10 protein-coding genes, 1 tRNA gene and 1 pseudogene are annotated in these 18,738 nt (G+C 71.4%); 8 read left to right on the plus strand and 4 right to left on the minus strand.

Translation table 11 applies throughout. The annotated features are described in order from the left end of the window. The first annotated feature begins 24 nt into the window (after nucleotides 1-24). The 5 genes from topA to IG62_RS0113570 all read left to right on the plus strand — a co-directional run bounded on the left by topA (nucleotide 25) and on the right by IG62_RS0113570 (nucleotide 10,066). Complete coding sequence (gene topA, locus IG62_RS0113550; RefSeq protein WP_030801500.1) at nucleotides 25-2,862, plus strand: type I DNA topoisomerase; 2,838 nt, start codon at nucleotides 25-27, stop codon at nucleotides 2,860-2,862. Nucleotides 2,863-3,008: 146 nt separating this feature from the next. Continuing rightward, entirely contained in the window at nucleotides 3,009-6,380 is a 3,372-nt protein-coding gene (gene tmk / locus IG62_RS0113555) for a dTMP kinase (protein WP_030801503.1), read from the plus strand. Nucleotides 6,381-6,667: 287 nt separating this feature from the next. Next, nucleotides 6,668-7,921 (plus strand): DNA polymerase III subunit delta', encoded by a 1,254-nt coding sequence (locus tag IG62_RS0113560; RefSeq protein ID WP_030801505.1) that lies wholly within the window; start codon nucleotides 6,668-6,670, stop codon nucleotides 7,919-7,921. Between the two features lie 365 nt (nucleotides 7,922-8,286). After that, nucleotides 8,287-9,876: an alpha/beta hydrolase gene (locus IG62_RS0113565; protein ID WP_030801508.1), complete on the plus strand. Its 1,590-nt coding sequence runs from the start codon at nucleotides 8,287-8,289 to the stop codon at nucleotides 9,874-9,876. A 116-nt stretch (nucleotides 9,877-9,992) separates the two neighbouring features. Further along, a tRNA-Thr gene (locus tag IG62_RS0113570) sits at nucleotides 9,993-10,066 on the plus strand. Between the two features lie 489 nt (nucleotides 10,067-10,555). On the opposite strand, the gene IG62_RS0113580 is transcribed toward IG62_RS0113570, so the two are convergent. From IG62_RS0113580 to IG62_RS0113590, 3 genes are all read right to left on the minus strand, one after another. Continuing rightward, nucleotides 10,556-11,017 carry a hypothetical protein gene (locus tag IG62_RS0113580; protein ID WP_234326477.1) on the minus strand — a complete coding sequence of 154 codons (462 nt, stop codon included), beginning with the start codon at nucleotides 11,015-11,017 and terminating at the stop codon, nucleotides 10,556-10,558. A 166-nt stretch (nucleotides 11,018-11,183) separates the two neighbouring features. Then, a complete protein-coding gene (locus IG62_RS44605; RefSeq protein WP_107052971.1) occupies nucleotides 11,184-12,596 on the minus strand; it encodes a sensor histidine kinase in 1,413 nt (470 codons plus the stop codon). Beyond that, a complete protein-coding gene (locus IG62_RS0113590; RefSeq protein ID WP_078872001.1) occupies nucleotides 12,593-13,342 on the minus strand; it encodes a response regulator in 750 nt (249 codons plus the stop codon). The genes IG62_RS44605 and IG62_RS0113590 overlap by 4 nt, the downstream gene beginning before the upstream one ends. A 537-nt stretch (nucleotides 13,343-13,879) precedes the next feature. Between IG62_RS0113590 and IG62_RS0113595 the strand changes: the two genes are divergently transcribed. Beyond that, nucleotides 13,880-14,764, plus strand: a complete 885-nt coding sequence (locus IG62_RS0113595) for a glycerophosphodiester phosphodiesterase (protein ID WP_030801518.1) — start codon at nucleotides 13,880-13,882, stop codon at nucleotides 14,762-14,764. A 393-nt stretch (nucleotides 14,765-15,157) separates the two neighbouring features. Here IG62_RS0113595 and IG62_RS47200 read toward each other — a convergent pair whose 3' ends face one another. Then, a complete protein-coding gene (locus tag IG62_RS47200) occupies nucleotides 15,158-15,304 on the minus strand; it encodes a hypothetical protein (RefSeq protein ID WP_158795039.1) in 147 nt (48 codons plus the stop codon). A 28-nt stretch (nucleotides 15,305-15,332) separates the two neighbouring features. Here IG62_RS47200 and IG62_RS0113605 point away from each other — a divergent pair, with 28 nt between their 5' ends. Both IG62_RS0113605 and IG62_RS41825 read left to right on the plus strand, forming a co-directional pair. Next, entirely contained in the window at nucleotides 15,333-16,538 is a 1,206-nt protein-coding gene (locus IG62_RS0113605; protein ID WP_420711066.1) for an acyltransferase family protein, read from the plus strand. A 419-nt stretch (nucleotides 16,539-16,957) separates the two neighbouring features. Further along, nucleotides 16,958-18,213, plus strand: a pseudogene (locus IG62_RS41825) (IS256 family transposase). Nucleotides 18,214-18,738 lie beyond the last annotated feature (525 nt).

The raw sequence follows: 18,738 nt of genomic DNA on the forward strand, positions 1-18,738 counted from the left end.
CGTCGACCGGAGAGAAGAGCGAAGTTGTCCCCGACCAGCGAAGCCACGAAGGGCGGCGGCCGCCGACTTGTCATCGTCGAGTCGCCTGCCAAGGCGAAGACGATCAAGGGCTACCTCGGCCCGGGCTATGTGGTCGAGGCCAGCGTGGGGCACATCCGTGACCTGCCCAACGGCGCGGCGGAGGTCCCGGCCAAGTACAAGGGCGAGCCCTGGGCCCGGCTCGGGGTGAACGTCGACGCCGATTTCCAGCCCATCTATGTGGTGAACAGTGACAAGAAGGACCAGGTCAAAAAGCTCAAGGAGCTGCTGGCCGAATCCGACGAGCTCTACCTCGCCACCGATGAGGACCGCGAGGGCGAGGCCATCGCCTGGCACCTCCAGGAGATCCTCAAGCCCAAGGTCCCGGTCCACCGCATGGTGTTCCACGAGATCACCAAGGACGCGATCCGCGAGGCCGTCGCCAATCCGCGCGATCTGAACCAGAAGCTGGTCGACGCCCAGGAGACCCGCCGGATCCTCGACCGCCTCTACGGCTACGAGGTCTCGCCGGTCCTGTGGAAGAAGGTCATGCCGCGGCTGTCGGCCGGCCGGGTGCAGTCCGTGGCGACCCGTCTCGTCGTCGAGCGGGAGCGCGAGCGCATCGCCTTCCGCTCCGCCGAGTACTGGGACCTGACCGGCACCTTCTCCACCGGGCGGGCCGGCGACGCGAGCGACCCCTCGACGCTGACCGCCCGCCTGAACACCGTCGACGGCCGCCGCGTCGCGCAGGGCCGCGACTTCGGCCCCAACGGGCAGCTCAAGAACAACGATGTCCTCCACCTGGACGAGGCGAACGCCCGCGCGCTCGCCGCCGCCCTGGAGAACACCGACTTCTCGGTGCGCTCCGTGGAGTCCAAGCCGTACCGGCGCTCCCCGTACGCGCCGTTCCGGACCACCACCCTCCAGCAGGAGGCCAGCCGCAAGCTCGGCTTCGGCGCCAAGGCGACGATGCAGGTGGCGCAGAAGCTGTACGAGAACGGCTTCATCACCTATATGCGTACGGACTCCACCACGCTCTCGGACACCGCGGTCGCCGCGGCCCGGGCGCAGGTGACGCAGCTGTACGGCGCCGGCTACCTGCCGGACAAGCCGCGCACGTACGCCGGCAAGGTCAAGAACGCGCAGGAGGCGCACGAGGCGATCCGCCCCTCCGGCGACCGCTTCCGCACCCCCGCCGAGACCGGGCTGACCGGCGACCAGTTCAGGCTCTACGAGCTGATCTGGAAGCGGACCGTCGCCTCCCAGATGAAGGACGCGACCGGTAACTCCGTCACCGTCAAGATCGGCGGCACCTCTGCCGACGGCCGGGACGCCGAGTTCAGCGCCTCCGGCAAGACCATCACCTTCCACGGCTTCCTCAAGGCCTACGTGGAGGGCGCCGACGACCCGAACGCCGAGCTGGACGACCGCGAGCGCCGGCTGCCGCAGGTCGCCGAGGGCGACGCGCTGGCCGCCCGGGAGATCACCGCCGACGGGCACGCCACCAAGCCGCCCGCCCGCTACACCGAGGCCACCCTGGTCAAGGAGCTGGAGGAGCGGGAGATCGGCCGCCCGTCGACGTACGCGTCGATCATCGGCACCATCCTCGACCGCGGCTACGTCTTCAAGAAGGGCACCGCGCTCGTCCCCTCCTTCCTCTCCTTCGCGGTGGTCAACCTCCTGGAGAAGCACTTCGGCCGGCTGGTCGACTACGACTTCACCGCCAAGATGGAGGACGACCTCGACCGCATCGCCCGTGGTGAGGCGCAGGCCGTGCCGTGGCTGCGGCGCTTCTACTTCGGCGTGGGCGAGGACGCGAGTGCGGTGGGTGCCGCTTCGGACGCCGGCAACGGCGACGGCGACCACCTCGGCGGGCTGAAGGAGCTGGTCACGGACCTGGGCGCGATCGACGCCCGGGAGATCTCGTCCTTCCCGGTCGGCGAGGGCATCGTGCTGCGGGTCGGCCGCTACGGCCCGTACGTCGAGCGCGGCGAGAAGGACAGCGAGGGCCACCAGCGCGCCGACGTCCCCGACGACCTCGCGCCCGACGAGCTGACCGTGGCGTACGCGGAGGAGCTGCTCGCCAAGCCGAGCGGCGACTTCGAGCTGGGCATGGACCCGGAGAGCGGCCACCAGATCGTCGCCAAGGACGGCCGCTACGGCCCGTACGTCACCGAGATCCTGCCCGAGGGCACCCCGAAGACCGGCAAGAACGCGGTCAAGCCGCGCACCGCCTCGCTCTTCAAGTCGATGTCGCTGGACACCGTGACGCTGGCGGACGCCCTCAAGCTGATGTCGCTGCCGCGCATCGTCGGCAAGGACCCCGAGGGCGTGGAGATCACCGCGCAGAACGGCCGCTACGGCCCGTACCTGAAGAAGGGCACGGACTCGCGCTCCCTGGAGAGCGAGGAGCAGCTCTTCACCATCACCCTCGAGCAGGCCCTGGCGATCTACGCCCAGCCCAAGCAGCGCGGGCGGGCCGCCGCCAAGCCGCCGCTGAAAGAACTGGGCACGGACCCGGTCAGCGGCAAGCCGGTGGTGGTCAAGGACGGCCGGTTCGGTGCGTACGTGACCGACGGCGAGACCAACGCGACGCTGCGGCGGGACGACGACGTCGAGACGATCACGCCCGAGCGCGGCTACGAGCTGCTGGCGGAGAAGCGCGCCAAGGGGCCGGCGAAGAAGAAGACGGCCAAGAAGGCGCCGGCGAAGAAGACGGCCGCCAAGAAGACGACGGCGAAGAAGACCGCGGCCAAGAAGACCACCGCGAAGAAGACGACCGCCAAGAAGGCCACCGCGAAGACCGCGGCGGCCAAGAAGACGGCGGCTTCGGCGGAGGACTGAGCCACCTGGTTCCAGGGCCGGGGCCGGGCCCTGTGCCCCTGGTGAGGCGTGGTGTGCGGGCGGGCACGACGGACGCGTTCCGTTGTGCCCGCCCGTTTGTTCGGGCGGGCGGTCGACGGTACGCGCCCTCCCGATAGGCTGGCGGGATGACGCGTGCCGAGCAGCCAACGGTCGTGACCCCCACTTCTGGCGCCCTAGCCGCGGATTCCCGCGAGCGCGCCGTGCGAGCCCTGCTGCGCTTCCCCCCACTGAAGCGGCTGTGGAGCGCCCAGTTCGTCGGGGGCATCGGCGATGCCCTGTCCATGCTTGTCCTGGTGGTACTCGCCCTCCAGGCGGCGCTGTACGTGCCGCTGGGCGGCGAGGCCGTCTTCGGCGGCGGCTATCGCGGTGCCGCCCTCGCCGTCACCGCGGTCTTCGGCGCCCGGATGCTGGCGACACTGCTCTTCGGAGCCGTCCTCCTGGGCCCGCTGTCCGCACTCACGGCGCCCTCCGGGCCGCTGGACCGCCGCTGGACGATGATCGGCGCGGACGTGCTGCGGCTCGCGCTCCTGGTCGTCGCCCCCCTCTGGATCGACTGGACGCCCGGCAAGGCCCTGGCCTGGGTGCTGGTCACGGTCTTCGTGACCGGCGTTGCCGAGCGCTTCTGGACCGTCGCCAGGGAGAGCGCGGCGCCCGGCCTGCTGCCCACGCCGCCCCCCGAGGGCGCCGTCGTGAGGCCGCTGCCGGACAACCTGGACGCCCTGCGCCGCCTCTCGCTGCGCACCACCTTCATCTCCCTGCCGATCGCGGCCGCCGCCCTGGTGGTCGTCACCCTCATCAGCAAGCTCCTGGGGACCGGCATCGACTGGTTCCACCTCCACCAGGCGGCACTCGCCTCCTACGTGGCGGCCGGTCTGTTCGCCGCCTCCGTGTCCATCCTGTACTTCATCGAGCTCCCCGGTGGGCAGACGCCGCGGCCGCGCTCCCCCCTGGAGGGGCTGCGCCGCCCGAAGGCCGCGAAGTCGGCCCAGGGCGAGCCGGCCGGTGCCGACAAGGGCCGTACGGGCGCCGTCCCGCTGCTGGTCACGGCGTGTGCGGCGGTCGCCGCCGGGATCGCCGCGGCCGTCTCGCTGGCCGTGCTGCACGCCTACGACCTCGCGGGCGGGCCGGCCTTCTTCGCCCTCCTGGTGCTCGCGCTCACCGGCGGTACGGCCGCCGGCATCCGCGGCGCCCACCGGGTGCTGCCCGCGCTCTCCCGGCGCCGGCTGCTCGCCCTCGCGGTGGCCGCCACCGGCGTCGCCCTGCTGGCCATGGGCCTGGTCCCGGACCCGACGACCGTCCTCCTGCTCGCGCTGCTGGCCGGCGTCGGCGCCGGCATCGCCGCCAACACGGGACACGTCCTGCTGGACCAGGAGGCCGAGGAGCTCCGCACCGCCCGTACGACCGAGCACCTGCACGCCGTCGTACGGCTCGCGATCGCGCTGGCCGCCATCGTGGCGCCGCTGCTCGCCGCCCTCATCGGGCCGCACCACCTGGGCAACGCCACCTTCGACTTCTCCTACGGGGGCGCCGCCTACACCCTGATGCTCACCGGCGCGCTGCTGCTGCCGGTCGCCGCCTGGGTCCTCGGCAAGGTCGACGACCGGCACGGCGTCCCGCTGCGCCGCGATCTGCGGGAGGCGCTGCGCGGCGGCGACCCGGCGCAGGCACCCGCGCCCACCGGCTTCTTCATCGCCCTCGAAGGCGGCGACGGGGCCGGCAAGTCCACCCAGGTCGAGGCGCTCGCGGAGTGGATCCGCAACAAGGGCCACGAGGTCGTGGTGACCCGCGAACCGGGCGCCACCGCCATCGGCAAGCGACTGCGCTCGATCATCCTGGACGTCGCGACGACCGGGCTGTCCGACCGGGCGGAGGCGCTGATGTTCGCCGCCGACCGCGCCGAGCACGTCGACAGCGTCATCCGGCCCGCCCTGGAGCGCGGTGCGGTCGTCATCTCCGACCGGTACATCGACTCCTCGGTCGCCTACCAGGGCGCCGGGCGGAACCTCGCCCCCACGGAGATCGCCCGGATCAACCGCTGGGCGACGGACGGCCTCGTCCCGCACCTGACCGTCCTGCTCGACATCTCCCCGGAGACCGCCCGGGAGCGCTTCACCGAGGCGCCCGACAGGCTGGAGTCCGAGCCCGCCGAGTTCCACCAGCGGGTCCGGGCCGGCTTCCTCACCCTGGCCGCCGCCGACCCCGCGCGCTATCTGGTCGTCGACGCCGGACAGGAGCCCGAGGCCGTCACCACCGCCGTACGGCACCGCCTCGACCAGGTGCTCCCGTTGTCCGAGGCCGAGGCCAAGGCCCAGGAGGAGGCCCGTAGGGCGGCCGAGGAGGAGGCCCGCCGCCGGGCCGAGGAGGAGGCCGCGCGCAAGGCCGAGGAGGCGCGCCTGGAGCGGGAGCGCCAGGAGCAGCTCGCCAAGCTGCGCGCCGAGGAAGAGGAGCGCAAGCGCCAGGAGGCCGAGCAGGCCAAGGCGCTGGAGGCCGCCCGCCAGGCCGCGGAGGCCCGGCAGCGCGCCGAGGAGGCCCGCCAGGCGGCCGAGGCCGAGCGCCAGCGCCGGGAGGCGGAGGAGCGGGCCCGCCTGGCCGAGCAGGAGCGGCTGCGCAAGCAGCACGAGGAGCAGGCCCGGCTGCGCAAGGAGGCCGAGGAACGCCGCCTGGAGAAGCAGCGCAAGGCCGAGGAGGCCCTGCTCCGCGCCGAGCAGGCCCGGATCGCGGCCGCGGAGGCGGCGGCCGCGGCGGAGGCGAAGGCGGCTGCCGAGGCGGCCGCCGAGGTCGAGGCAGCGGAGGCGCCCACCAGGGAAACGCCGGTGGCGGACCTGCGGAAGCGACTGGGGGAGGAGCACGGCGACGGCTCTTCGTCCGGGGCGGAAGCGTCCGGTTCCGGTTCCTCGGGCGCCACGTCGCAGGAGCGGACGGAGTCGCTGCCGCGGCCCGAGGCCTGGGGCGGCAACGCGCCCGGCGCGGCGGACGAGACGGCGGTGCTGCCGCCGGTCCGCGACGCCGGCTCCGACGCGGGCCACGGTGCGGGCACCGACGCCGAGCAGACGGCCGTCCTGCCACCCGTACGGGACACCCGGCCGGGTGGTCAGGAGGCCCCGCAGGCTGGTCAGGACGCCTGGCACCAGGACACCCGGCAGGAGCAGCGGAACGACCGGCAGGGCCGGAACGACTGGCAGGCGCGGGACACCCGGGGCGAGGACCCCACCGAGCGGGTGCCGTCGTGGATGTTCCGCAAGGAGACCCCGAACAGCGCCTCCACCGCGGAGTCGGGCATCGAGCGCACCCGCGAACTGCCGCAGATCGACCCGTCGACGGGCCACCCGTCAGAGAACCCGCCGCGCACCCGCCGGCGACCCGAATGGGCGGAAGAGACCCCACTGGACGATCTGCCGACGCTCGCCGACGAACTGCTCGGTCCGCGTGACGACGAGGACGCGGATGACGGTGCGGGCGACGACGGCCGCCGCGGGGGCCGGGGCCGGCGCCGCTAGCCCGGACGGGAGCCGGGGCGAAAGGCGTTGCAGAAGCGGGCCGTGGCCGCAGTGGGAACACTGCGGCCACGGCCTTTTCGCGGCCTTCCACGGGGTCCTGCGCAGCGCCTCCGCGGGGCCGCGCGGGCTCCGTCCGACTGCCCCGGCACCGGCTTCCGGATTCGTTTGTCAGTGGGTTGCACCACAATGGGTCAGGTCGCGGGCGACGCGCGGACGGCGATCCCGGCCGTGGCGCCGACCGGCGGTCACAGACACGAAGACACCGGAGAAGAGGAACGGCGGCAGCGATGGCGGTGTGGGACGACGTGGTCGGCCAGGAGCGGGTGACGGCTCAGCTGGCCGCTGCCGCGCGGGACGCGGACGCCCTCGTCACCGCCGAGGCGGAGGGCCGGGCCCGCGCCTCGGAGGGCCGGTCCGGGACGCCGTCCCCGGGCGAGCGGAGCGGTGCCTCCCAGATGACGCACGCCTGGCTGTTCACGGGGCCGCCCGGCTCCGGCCGGGCCACCGCCGCGCGTGCCTTCGCCGCCTCCCTGCAGTGCGTCAGCCCCGACCGCGCCCTCGGTGGCGCCCCCGGCTGCGGCTTCTGCGACGGCTGCCACACCACCCAGGTGGGCACGCACGCCGATGTCGAGATCGTCCGTACGGACCTGCTGTCCATCGGCGTGAAGGAGACCCGCGACCTGGTCCGCCGGTCCTCGCTCTCCCCGGCCGGCGGCCGTTGGCAGGTGATCGTCCTGGAGGACGCCGACCGCCTCACCGAAGGCGCCGGCAACGTCCTCCTCAAGGCCGTCGAGGAGCCCGCGCCCCGCACGGTCTGGCTGCTCTGCGCGCCCTCCATCGAGGACGTCCTCCCCACCATCCGCTCCCGCTGCCGCCACCTCTCCCTGCGGACCCCGCCGGTCGCCGCGGTCGCCGACGTCCTCGTCCGCCGGGACGGCATCGCCCCGGAGGCTGCCGACCGTGCCGCCCGCGCCACCCAGGGCCATATCGACCGGGCCCGCCGCCTGGCCACCGACGAGCGCGCCCGCGCCCGCCGCGCCGCCGTCCTGAAGCTCCCGCTCCGCATCGACGACATCGGGGGCTGCCTCAAGGCCGCCCAGGAGCTGATCGACGCCGCGGGGGAGGACGCCAAGCAGGTCGCCGAGGAGGTCGACACCAAGGAGACCGAGGAGCTGCGCGCCGCGCTCGGCGCCGCCGCCGGGACGGGCGGCCGGCTGCCCCGGGGCACCGCCGGCGCCATGAAGGAGCTCCAGGACAAGCAGAAGCGCCGCTCGACCCGCACCCAGCGCGACAGCCTCGACCTGGCCCTGGTCGACCTCACCGGCTTCTACCGGGATGTCCTCGCCCTCCAGATGGGCGCCTCGGTCCCGCTCGCCAACGACGAGGTGCGCGACAGCCTGGAGCGCATCGCCGCCGGTTCCACCCCCCAGCGCACCCTCCGCCGGATAGAAGCGGTGATCGCCTGCCGAGAGGCCCTGGACCGCAACGTCGCGCCCCTCCTGGCGGTCGAGGCGATGACCGCCGCCCTCCGCGCCGGCTGACCTGACCACCTGCCCTCGCCCCTCGTAAAGCCGCAGCGGGCACCCCGCCCACCCGCCCAGCCACCACTCCACCTGGCCAGCCACCACTCAGCACCCGCCAACAGCCCACCCGCACCCGCTCTTCAGCGCCACCACCGAAGCGTCACCACCGAAGCGCCACCACCGAAGCGTCACCACCGATGAAGCACCACCCAAGACGCCTCACCCTCAAGACGCACCACCGCCGAAGCACCGCCCAAGACCCACTACTGAAGATCCACCCCCAAGACGCACCACCACGAGGTACCCGCCACCCCCCACCACCGGCTCTCCCGGCTACCAGACCCAGGCTCCAGCTTCCAGGGACCGCGACCAAGGGACCGTCCATGGCCACCAGCCGTCTGCTCCGCACCTCCGCCGCTGTCGTGGCGGCCACCGCTCTGCTGATGTCCGGCTGCTCCTCGGGCAGTTCGTCCCCTGATGCCCACGCGTCCCCGGGCCGTACGACGGAGGCCGGCGCCCAGCGGCCCGCCGACGACGCCACCCTGCAGCCCCTGCCCGCCGCGATCCCGGCCGACCTGCGCCCGTACTACGACCAGAAGCTGACCTGGCACCCCTGCGGGGTCGCCGGCTTCGAGTGCGCGACGATGAAGGCCCCCCTGGATTACGCGCACCCCTCCGCGGCCACCGACCTGAAGCTCGCGGTGGCCCGTAAGAAGGCCACCGGCCCCGGCAGCCGGCTCGGCTCCCTCATGGTCAACCCGGGCGGCCCCGGCGGTTCGGCGATCGACTACCTCCAGCAGTACGCCCCGCAGCCCGCGTCGGTCCGCGCCCGCTACGACATGGTGGCGATGGACCCGCGCGGCGTGGCCCGCAGCGAACCGGTCGAGTGCCTCACCAACCCGCAGATGGACCGCTACACCCAGACCGACCAGACCCCGGATACACCGGCCGAGGTCAACAAGCTCGTCACCTCGTACCGCGACTTCGCCAAGGGCTGCCAGGCCCGTTCCGGCAAGGTGCTCCGGCATGTCTCCACGATCGAGGCGGCCCGTGACATGGACGTCCTGCGCGCCGTCCTGGGCGACAAGAAGCTGACGTACGTCGGCGCCTCCTACGGCACCTTCCTCGGAGCCACCTACGCCGGCCTCTACCCCTCCCGCACCGGCCGCATCGTGCTGGACGGCGCCGTGAACCCGGCGCTGGACTCCCGCACGATCAACCTCGACCAGACCAAGGGCTTCAACACCGCCTTCGCCGCGTTCGCCGCGGACTGCGTCAAGAAGAAGGACTGCCCGCTCGGCCACAAGAACGCCGAGGACGCCGGCAAGCGGCTCGCCGCCCTGTTCAAGAAGCTCGACGCCCACCCGGTGGAGACGGGCGAGGCCCGCAAGCTCACCGAATCCCTGGCCACCACGGGCGTCATCGCCGCGATGTACGACCAGCGCGCCTGGCCGGTCCTGCGCGAATACCTCGCCCAGGCCGAGGCGGGCAACGGCCGCGGGCTGCTCACCCTCTCGGACAGCTACTACGAGCGCGACCCCAGCGGTAAGTACGCCAACCAGATGTACGCGAACCCCGCCGTCAACTGCCTCGACCTGGCGCCCACCTTCACCGGCCCAGACCAGGTCCGCAGCGCCCTCCCCGCCTTCCGCAAGGCCTCCCCGGTCTTCGGCGAGAGCTTCGCCTGGTCCGCGCTGAGCTGCGCGTACTGGCCGGTGAAGGCCACCGGCACGGCCCACCGCATCCCGGCCAAGGGCGCCGCCCCGATCGTCGTCGTCGGCACCACCCGCGACCCGGCCACCCCGTACGCCTGGGCCCAGGCCCTCGCCGCCCAGCTCTCCAGCGCCACCCTCCTCACCTACGAGGGCGACGGCCACACCGCCTACGGCCGCGGCAGCACGTGCATCGACAACGCGATCAACACCTACCTCCTGACCGGCACCACCCCGCCCAAGAACAAGCACTGCACCTGACCGCGCCCCGCCCCGCCGCGTGACCCGCCCCACACCCCTCCCCGCCCACCTCTGACCAGCCCCGCAACCGGTTACGAACCACCCCTCAGTGGTGTGTAGACTGGGCCGCGCACCACGCCGCCTTAGCTCAGTTGGCCAGAGCAACGCACTCGTAATGCGTAGGTCTCGGGTTCGAATCCCGAAGGCGGCTCCGCGGAAAAGCCCAGGTCACGCTATGTGGCCTGGGCTTTTTGCGATGTCTGGTGGGCTGGCGACGGGCTCGGTCGTGGTCTCAGTCGTGGTCGCGCGGCGGAGGGCGGTCGTGGTGAAGGCGATGGTCAGCAGGGCGGCGGTGGTGGCAGGGCGGGCGCCACATGCCGACGTGCGGACGTAGGCGCTGTTGTGGGTGCGGCGGTGGTCGCCAGGGCACCGATCTGCATGATCAACCAGGGGGCGTCCGAGCCCCGTACGGCCAGGTAGCCCCGGGGCTTGGGGGCGGGCAGGACGACGGCGTCTCGCGGGCCGACGGGTCGGAGGGGCGGCGGGTCCGGTCGCGGAAGCCGGCGAGCCGGCGCCGTGGGGCCGAGGGGCCAAGGGGCCGGGCAGGGCGGGGGCAGACGTAGCGTCAGGTCGTCGGGAGCCGCTTGTTGTTGCCCGCTGCTGCTGCGGTAGGGCTTGGTGGGTGCTGAGGCTGGTGGGCCTAGTGAGCCTTGAGGGCCTGGTGGCCGTCCTTGGTGACCGTGAGGTGCTTGGGGACCTCGACCGTGAATCTGGCGTCGCAGAGGGCGAGTCCGCTGCAGCCGGCGTCGATGTCGAGGATGTCGCCCTTGAGCGTCCACTTCAGGTGCACGGTGCCCGCGGCGGAGTCGAACCAGCGGGTGACCTTGATGTCCTTGCGGTCCGTCGCCACCAGTTTCGTCGCGACCTCGTGGGTCTGCAGCTTCAAGGACGTGCCGGCGTACGGGAAGCGCTTCGATTCCGGCTTCGCGGTTTTGGCGTCCACGGAACAGCCGGTGAGGCCGAGTACCGCGACAGCTGCGAAGGCAACGGCGGCCGCCGTGACGGATGCGGCGGTGCGGGATGTGCGTGTGGGGGTGGGGATGGAGGTCGAGTTGAGGGTGGGGGCGGGGACTTGGGCGGGGGACGGTACGCCTGAGGACATCGGAATCTCCGGTTGTACGTGTTCGGCTGGGGAGCGGTGGCTCCGAGGAGAGGATTCCGGGGCGCGGTGGCCGGCACATCTGCCGATCGGTAGATATCGCGGAGTCAGATATCGCGGAGGCTGGTGTGGGGAGGGAGCGGGCGTCACTTGGTGAGGGGAGGACTCCTCAGCGGGTGGGCGGCGTGGGCAGTAGGCAGCGCACGTGCCAGCCCTTTCCGTTTCCGTGCGGGCCGGCTTCGAGGGTGCCGCCGAGGGCGCTGACGCGTTCGGCGAGGCCGGCGAGGCCGGTGCCGCCGCCCTGGCGGGGGCTGCGGGCGGATGTGGCTCGACCTGCGGTGTTCGTGACCGAGATCTTGAGGGTGCGGTCGGCGGTCCGGCCGACGGAGACCTCGACCCGGTCTGCCCGCGGGGCATGGCGGCGTACGTTGGTCAGCGCCTCCAGCACCACTCGGTACGCGGTGTCCTCGGCCTCTCGGGTGAGGCTGTCGGTGCCGGTGAGCTCAGTGAGCTCGGTGAGCTCCAGTGTGACCTCGGCGGGTGTCATGGACGAGAAACGGTCGACGAGTTCCGGCAGATCGGTCAGGCCGTGGGGGCGGGTGGGTGGCGGTTCGGTTGGTTCCCGTTGGCTAGGTGGTTCGCTTCCGGCGCTTCCCTCTTTCCCATCGCTCCGCTCGCGACTTTCTGCCGTACGTAGCGCTGCCACCGTACGGTCCATGGATTCCAGGGCCCGCAGCCCGGCCTGCTCGATGCGTTCGAGCAGGGCGCGGTGTTGTTCCTGCTGATCCTGCTGATCCTGCCATTCCTGTTGGGGATGGTGTTGGTGTTGGTGGGGTGGGTTGGGGGCGTTGGTGGTTGGGGTTCGGGTTGGGGGCGAGGGTGCGGGGGCGGTGAATTGGGCTGCCTGTGCTTCCAGAACGATGCCGGTCACTTCGTGGGCGACGAAATCGTGGAGGTCGCGGGCGACTTCGAGGCGTTGTTCGCGGCGGGCCAGGGCCACCGCGTGCGCACGGCGGGTGTCCAGCGACCGCAGGTAGACGCCGACGCCGGTCGCGCAGGCTGCTGGGAAGAAGGCCAGCGCGGCGACGAAGATCGATTCCTTGAGCCCGGTGTGCGGCGCGTGCAGGGTGAAGCGCAGGGGCAGCAGCACCGCCGCGGCGCCGGTCAGGCCGCCGACCAGGCCCACTCGGGAGCCGGGCACCTGGCGTACCGCCCGCCCCAGGAGAACGAGCAGTGCCACCGTCTCGAAGGGGAGCCAGAGGACGACGAGGCCCGGCGGCCCGAAGTACGCGAGGTCGGCGGCGAGCGAGAGCAGCGCCGTGCCGGCCGCTACGTGGGCGAGTTCGTACCGGCGTATCGGCCAGGAGAGCAGTGAGACGACGGTGGTCAGTGCGGCCAGGATGGCGAGTGGGGCGGCGCCGGGCGGGGCGAGGAGTGCGGGGGCGAGCAGCAGTACCGCGGCGGTCGTTGCCCATGCCCGGCGGAAGCGGCCATTCCGTTGGACCGACTGGCTTTGGTGCGGTGTGTGGCTACCTCGCTCTGCGGCCCGGGGCTGCCGGGGCGGGGTGATGGACGGCGTCATCGCGACGGTCCCGATGGTCCCAGTGGTCCTGGCGGACCCGATGGTCCCGGCGGTCCCAGCGGTCCCGACGGTCCCGGCGGTCCGGGAGTGCGGCCGGTGGCGTAACCCAGTTCCCAGGCCCGGACCGCGATCCCCACCCGATTGCGGACCTGCAACTTCCGCTGAATGCTGGCGATATGGGTCTTGACCGTGCCCGCGGAGATGAACAACTCGCCGGCGATATCCGAATTGGTCTTTCCCTCGGCGACCTTTCCCGCGATTTCCCGCTCCCGTTCGGTCAGCACGGAATCACGGCGCCGGGCGCGACGGTCCGACGTGCTTCCCGTGACGTGCTGTAACAGCCGTACGGTGATCGACGGGCTGATCAGGCTGTCGCCGGCCATTGCCGCCCGCACCGCCTCGATCAGCATTGCCGGCCCGGACCGTTTGAGCAGAAAGCCCGAGGCGCCGAAACGCAGCGCGGGATAGACGTATTCGTCGAGGTCGAAGGTGGTGACGACCACGACGCGTACCGGGTGCGCCGAGGCGGGATCGGCCAGCCGACGGGTCACTTCCAGGCCGTCGAGGCGTGGCATGCGGATATCCACCAACGCCACATCGGGCGCGAGGGCCCGGCCCAACTCGACGGCGGCCACTCCGTTCGCCGCTTCGCCGACCACTTCCATGTCGGGCTGGCTCTCCAGAATGCGGCGTATCCCCCGGCGGACCATCTCCTGGTCGTCGGCGATCAGCAAGCGAATGGTCACGGGGAGGAATTCTGCCGTACCGGCCTTGGCGCCGTACTGCGTCATGGCGCCGAACCGCACCGCAGCGCCGTACCGCACCGCTCCCGGCCTACCGCAGAACCCGGTGCTTGGCGAGGCGGCCGGGCGCGGCCTCGTGGATACGGCTGGCGGGTCACCGGAATGGACGCGTGCCCGCAGGCCGTTCACCGACCTCCCCGCTCACCTCGCCCCCTCCTCCCGGCCCTGCCCTGACCTGCGGAAAGCTGCGTAAAGGCGCCGTGACGAGCCAGGGGTGCAGCCGCTCGGGCGCGGCCGTCGCCGGACCGTTCGCGTGGCCGACTCGCCGGCCCGCAGGCACGTTGAACAGAAAGGCCCACCGGTCAGGGCCCGCGTGGAGGGATCCCAGTGGCGCCATACGGGAGCCCCGGCGGTGCCCTACGGGAGCCCCCAGGGACGCCTACGGAGCCGTGCGGGGCGCGCCATACAGGGCCTACCTGATGGGCCCATGTGATGGGCCTACCTGATCCCACGTGCCCGGACCGACCTGGAGGCTGCCGCATGCTTCGGAGATCGTTGCGGATACCGGCCGCCGGAGTCGCGTACCTGGTGACGGCGGCGATATCGTCGTCGGCCATGGCGCCGGGGCCGGAGGAGTACGCGGACGTCGCCGTGAGCAGCGGGGCGCGGGCCGGGCCCGGCACCCCCGCCGCCATGGTCATCGCGCACCGCGGCGCCTCCCGTTACGCACCGGAGAACACGCTGGCCGCCGTGGACGCGGCACATCGCCGCGGCCTCATATGGGTCGAGAACGACGTGCAGCGCACCAAGGACGGCCGGCTGGTGGTGATCCACGACACCACGCTCAAGCGGACCACGGATGCCGCGAAGGTGTTCCCCGGGCGGGCGCCCTGGCGGGTGGGGGATTTCACGGCCGCCGAGATCGCTCGGCTGGATGCCGGGAGCTGGTTCGGCAAGCGGTTCGCGGGGGAGCGGGTGCCGACGCTCGCCGACTATCTGCGGCGTCTGGACCGTAACGGGCAGCGGCTTTTGCTGGAGATCAAGTCCCCTAAGGACTATCCCGGAATCGAGGCCCAGGTCGTCCGGGAACTGCGGTCCCACGGTTGGCTGGATCGCGACCATGTGCGGAGCCGACTGGTGGTGCAGAGCTTCCGCGTGGCCACCGTGAAGACCGTGCATGCACTGGTACCACAGGTACGTACGGGAATCCTGGGGGCGCCCGATGTACGCAAACTGGCGGCCTACGCCCGCTTCGCCGACCAGATCAACCCCCGTATGTCAGCGCTGAGTTCGCGATGGCTGGCGGCGGTCCACCGGCTGCGCGGCCCGCACGGGCGCCCCTTGCAGGTCTACGCCTGGGACGTGGCGGAGAACACCAACGCGCGGGCGGTGCGCGCCCGGGGAATCGAAGGTGTTATTGAATAGCGGGTGGCGTCCCCGACGGTCCGCCGGCCGGCTCCGGCCCCTGACGGTGCGTGAAGGTGCTGTGGAGGGTGGATGGGTGCCGGGTGGCCGCGACAGGCGGGGATTTACGTGATTCCCACCGCGGAGCTAAGGTGCCTGAGATGTTCGACGCCGCCACCCTTCCCGTAAAAGAACTAAGACGCAGGATTTGGCTTTTGGGTTCCGATTTGCGGCCCGGTGCGGGCCAGCGTCCGGCTCCTCCCGTGGGCTCGTTCCGGGAGGCTTCTTGAACAACGATTTTCCGGTGTACGGCCAACGGCGGGTCCCGCTCCCACCGCCGCGGCAGACGCCGAACGGCACGAACGACGGTGCCGGTTCCGGCGCCCCGTACTCCTCTTCGTCCTCCTCCTCGTACTACTCCTCGCCATACTCCGCCACGCCCTCGTCCTCGTCCTCGTATGCGTCTGCCCACGCGTCCCCGGCAGCAGCAACGGCCGCGATGACGGCCGCGACGACGATGGCGCCGGCCGGCACGGAGCCGGCCGAGTCCGAACGCTCCATGGGTGAACGCGCCCTGAGCGAGGGCGCAATGGCCGATGGGTCCGTGGCGGAACGTGCTGCGGCACCGGCGGGCGGACGGGCCTCCGGCTCGGCCTCGCACGCCAGGCCCCGGGGCCGCGCCAGGGGCCGGGGACGAGGCAGCCTCGCGAACGACGGCGCCGTCGACACCAAGGCCGGCGCCAGTGCCAACGCCGCGGGCGGCGCCAAGGGGAAGCCGCGCGACGCGTTCTTCGACAACGCGAAGTACCTGGCCATCGTGCTGGTCGCGATGGGGCACTCGTGGGAGCCGCTCCGCGACGGCAGCCGGTCGGCGGCGGCGCTGTATATCACCGTCTACGCGTTCCATATGCCGGCCTTCATCATCATCTCCGGCTATTTCTCGCGCAGTTTCGATATGCGCAAGGACCGTTTGCAGCGGCTGATTACCGGCGTCGCGGTGCCGTACATCCTCTTCGAAGTCGCCTATACCTTCTTCAAGAGGTGGGCGGATGACGACCCGCATTACCCAATAAGTCTTACGGACCCTTGGTATCTGACCTGGTTCCTGCTGGCCCTGTTCATCTGGCGGCTGACCACTCCGCTGTGGAAGATCGTGCGCTGGCCCGTACCGCTGGCGCTCACCATCGCCGTCCTCGCGTCCATCTCCCCGAACATCGGCGACGACCTGGACCTCCAGCGGGTGCTGCAGTTCCTTCCGTTCTTCGTGATCGGGCTGTCGCTGCGGCCCGAACACTTCAAGCTGGTCCGTCGCAAGAAGGCCCGGATCCTGGCCGTCCCCGTCTTCGCGAGCGCCCTGGTCTTCGCGTACTGGGCGGCACCCCGTATGAACGCCGCCTGGTTCTACCACCGGGATGCGGCCCAGGAACTGGCCGCTCCGTGGTGGAGCGGTGCGGTGATGACCCTGGCGATGTTCGGATGCTCGCTGGTACTGGTGGCGTGCTTCTTCGCGTGGATACCGGGCCGCACGATGTGGTGCACGGCGCTGGGCGCGGGCACCCTGTACGGCTATCTGCTCCACGGTTTCCTGGCAAAGGGATCGCGCTTCTGGAACTGGTACGACGTGCACTGGGTCCACACCCCGTGGGGCGCCGTGCTGCTCACCCTCGCCGCCGGCACCGTCGTCACGCTGCTCTGCACACCACCGGTCCAGCGGATGTTCCGCTGGGCCATGGAGCCGAAGATGACCTGGGCCTTCAAGAAGGACCCGGTGGGAATGGCCCGCGAACGCACCTGACCACCACGGCCCACGGCCGGCGGGCCGCCCCACGGCCACCACAGCCAGATGGGCGGCCCCACGGCCGCCACGGAGAGCAGGGCGGCCCCACGGCCGCCACGGAGAGCAGGGGGCCACTACGGCCACCAAGACCCGCGGGGACCCGGTGGGCGGGACGGCCCCCAGCGTTCCGTAGGGAGCGACAGTCAGCGGCGAGAACAGCACCAGCACCAGGGGCGCCTGCGCCGCCGGGAAACCGGCCGCGGGCGCCCCTGGCGCGTTTGGAGCCTTGGGGCGTACGGCGCCGTGGTTCGCACGGAGCGAGCAATGCTCAAGACCTGTGGATCAGCGGGTGGGACGCGGAGGGCGTACCTTCCCGATGATCCCTTGACGGTCATCGAGTTGGCCCGCGTTGCAGCGCGGGTCGGGAAGGCACGCCCGTGCTCAGCGTAGTCACCGAAGACGGCACCACCCAGTCCGGCTCCCTGATCGACGAGATCGTCCGCGAGGGCGCGCGCCGGATGCTCGCCGCCGCGCTGGAAGCGGAAGTCAACCAGTACATAGCCGAGTTGGCAGGCGAGCGGGACGAGCATGGGCACCGTCTGGTAGTCCGCAACGGCCATCACCGGCCCAGGTCCGTGATCACTGCGGCTGGCTCGGTCGAGGTCACCGCGCCCCGGGTGAACGACCTGCGCATCGACGAGGAGACCGGCGAGCGGAAGCGGTTCTCTTCCAAGATCCTTGCGCCGTGGTGCCGTAAGGCCCCGAAGATCTCCGAGGTCTTGCCGCTCCTCTACCTGCACGGCCTGTCCTGCGGGGACTTCGTGCCCGCGCTGGAGCAGTTCCTCGGCTCCGCGGCCGGCCTGTCGCCCGCGACGGTGACTCGGCTGACGAAGCAGTGGAGCGACGACCACGCGGCTTTCCAGCAGCGGGACCTGTCGGACCGGGACTATGTCTACGTGTGGGCGGACGGCGTCCACCCCAAGGTCCGGCTCGGGCAGGCGCATTCGTGCGTCCTGGTCCTGCTCGGGGTCCGCCTCGACGGATCCAAGGAGCTGATCGCGCTGGCTGAGGGGCTTCGGGAGAGCACGGAGTCATGGGCTGACCTGCTGCGCGACTGCCGCCGCCGCGGGATGCGCGACCCGGAGCTCGTGGTCGGAGATGGTGCGATGGGGCTCTGGCGGCACTGGCCGAGGTGTTCCCCGCCGCCCGGCATCAGCGCTGCTGGGTCCACAAGGCCCGGAATGTCTCGAACTGCCTGCCGAAGTCGGCGCAGCCGAGCGCGACGAAGGCGTTGCAGGAGATCTACAAGGCCGAAGATCGAGCCCACGCCGAGAAGGCGATCGAGGCATTCGCGAAGACCTACGGCATGAAGTGGCCCAAGGCCGTCGCGAAGATCACCGACGACCGGGAAGAGCTGTTGGCGTTCTACGACTTCCCGGCCGAGCACTGGGTCCATCTGCGGACCACGAACCCGATTGAGTCGACGTTCTCCACGGTCAAGCTCCGCACGAAGGTCACCCGCGCGGGGGGGGGGGGCAGTCCTGCCGCGGCGCTGGCGATGGTGTTCAAGCTGGTCGAGTCCGCGCAGGCCCGCTGGCGCGCGATCACCGGAGCTCACCTCGTGCCCCTGGTCCGCGCCGGTGCTGTGTTCGAGTACGGCATCCTCGTCGAGCGCGAGGAGCAGGCAGCTTGAGCACGTCAGAGAGCCCCCAGCCGGGCATGGCGGGGCAGTCCACCTGCATAGATCTTGACCTATCCTCAGTCGTTCACGACCGGGACAGGGGCGATCGAACATGGCATATCGGGTTGGCGACGAAGTGATCGTCTCTTGCGAACCGGCAAGCGCTCGGGTCGTCTCGGTGAATGCGACCCACATCCGCTTCCAATGGCCATGGGGAGAGATCGACAACTCCGGGCAATTTCACTGGGACGGGACATTCCTCCTCCCCTGGGCCGACTCAAGCCCTGAGTGGTCTCCCTATCGCTTCGAGCCGGCACCTCCTGCCCTTCGCGCCGGAGACGTCTGCGCGGTGTCGATCCCTCCCACTCGCCTCTGCGTGGGGCACTATGAGGAGTACGACCCTCCACGCGACTTCGGCTGGCTTCCCGCCCCCACCGCCGGAATCTACGTCGTGCCGCCGGAGAGCTTCGACGTGGAGGACGTGGACGAGACCGCGGGGTGCATGCTTTACCTGGGCGGAGCGGAGCCCCATCGAGT

The sequence above is a fragment of the Streptomyces sp. NRRL S-337 genome (genome assembly GCF_000720175.1).
GTDB classification, from domain to species: domain Bacteria; phylum Actinomycetota; class Actinomycetes; order Streptomycetales; family Streptomycetaceae; genus Streptomyces; species Streptomyces siderophoricus.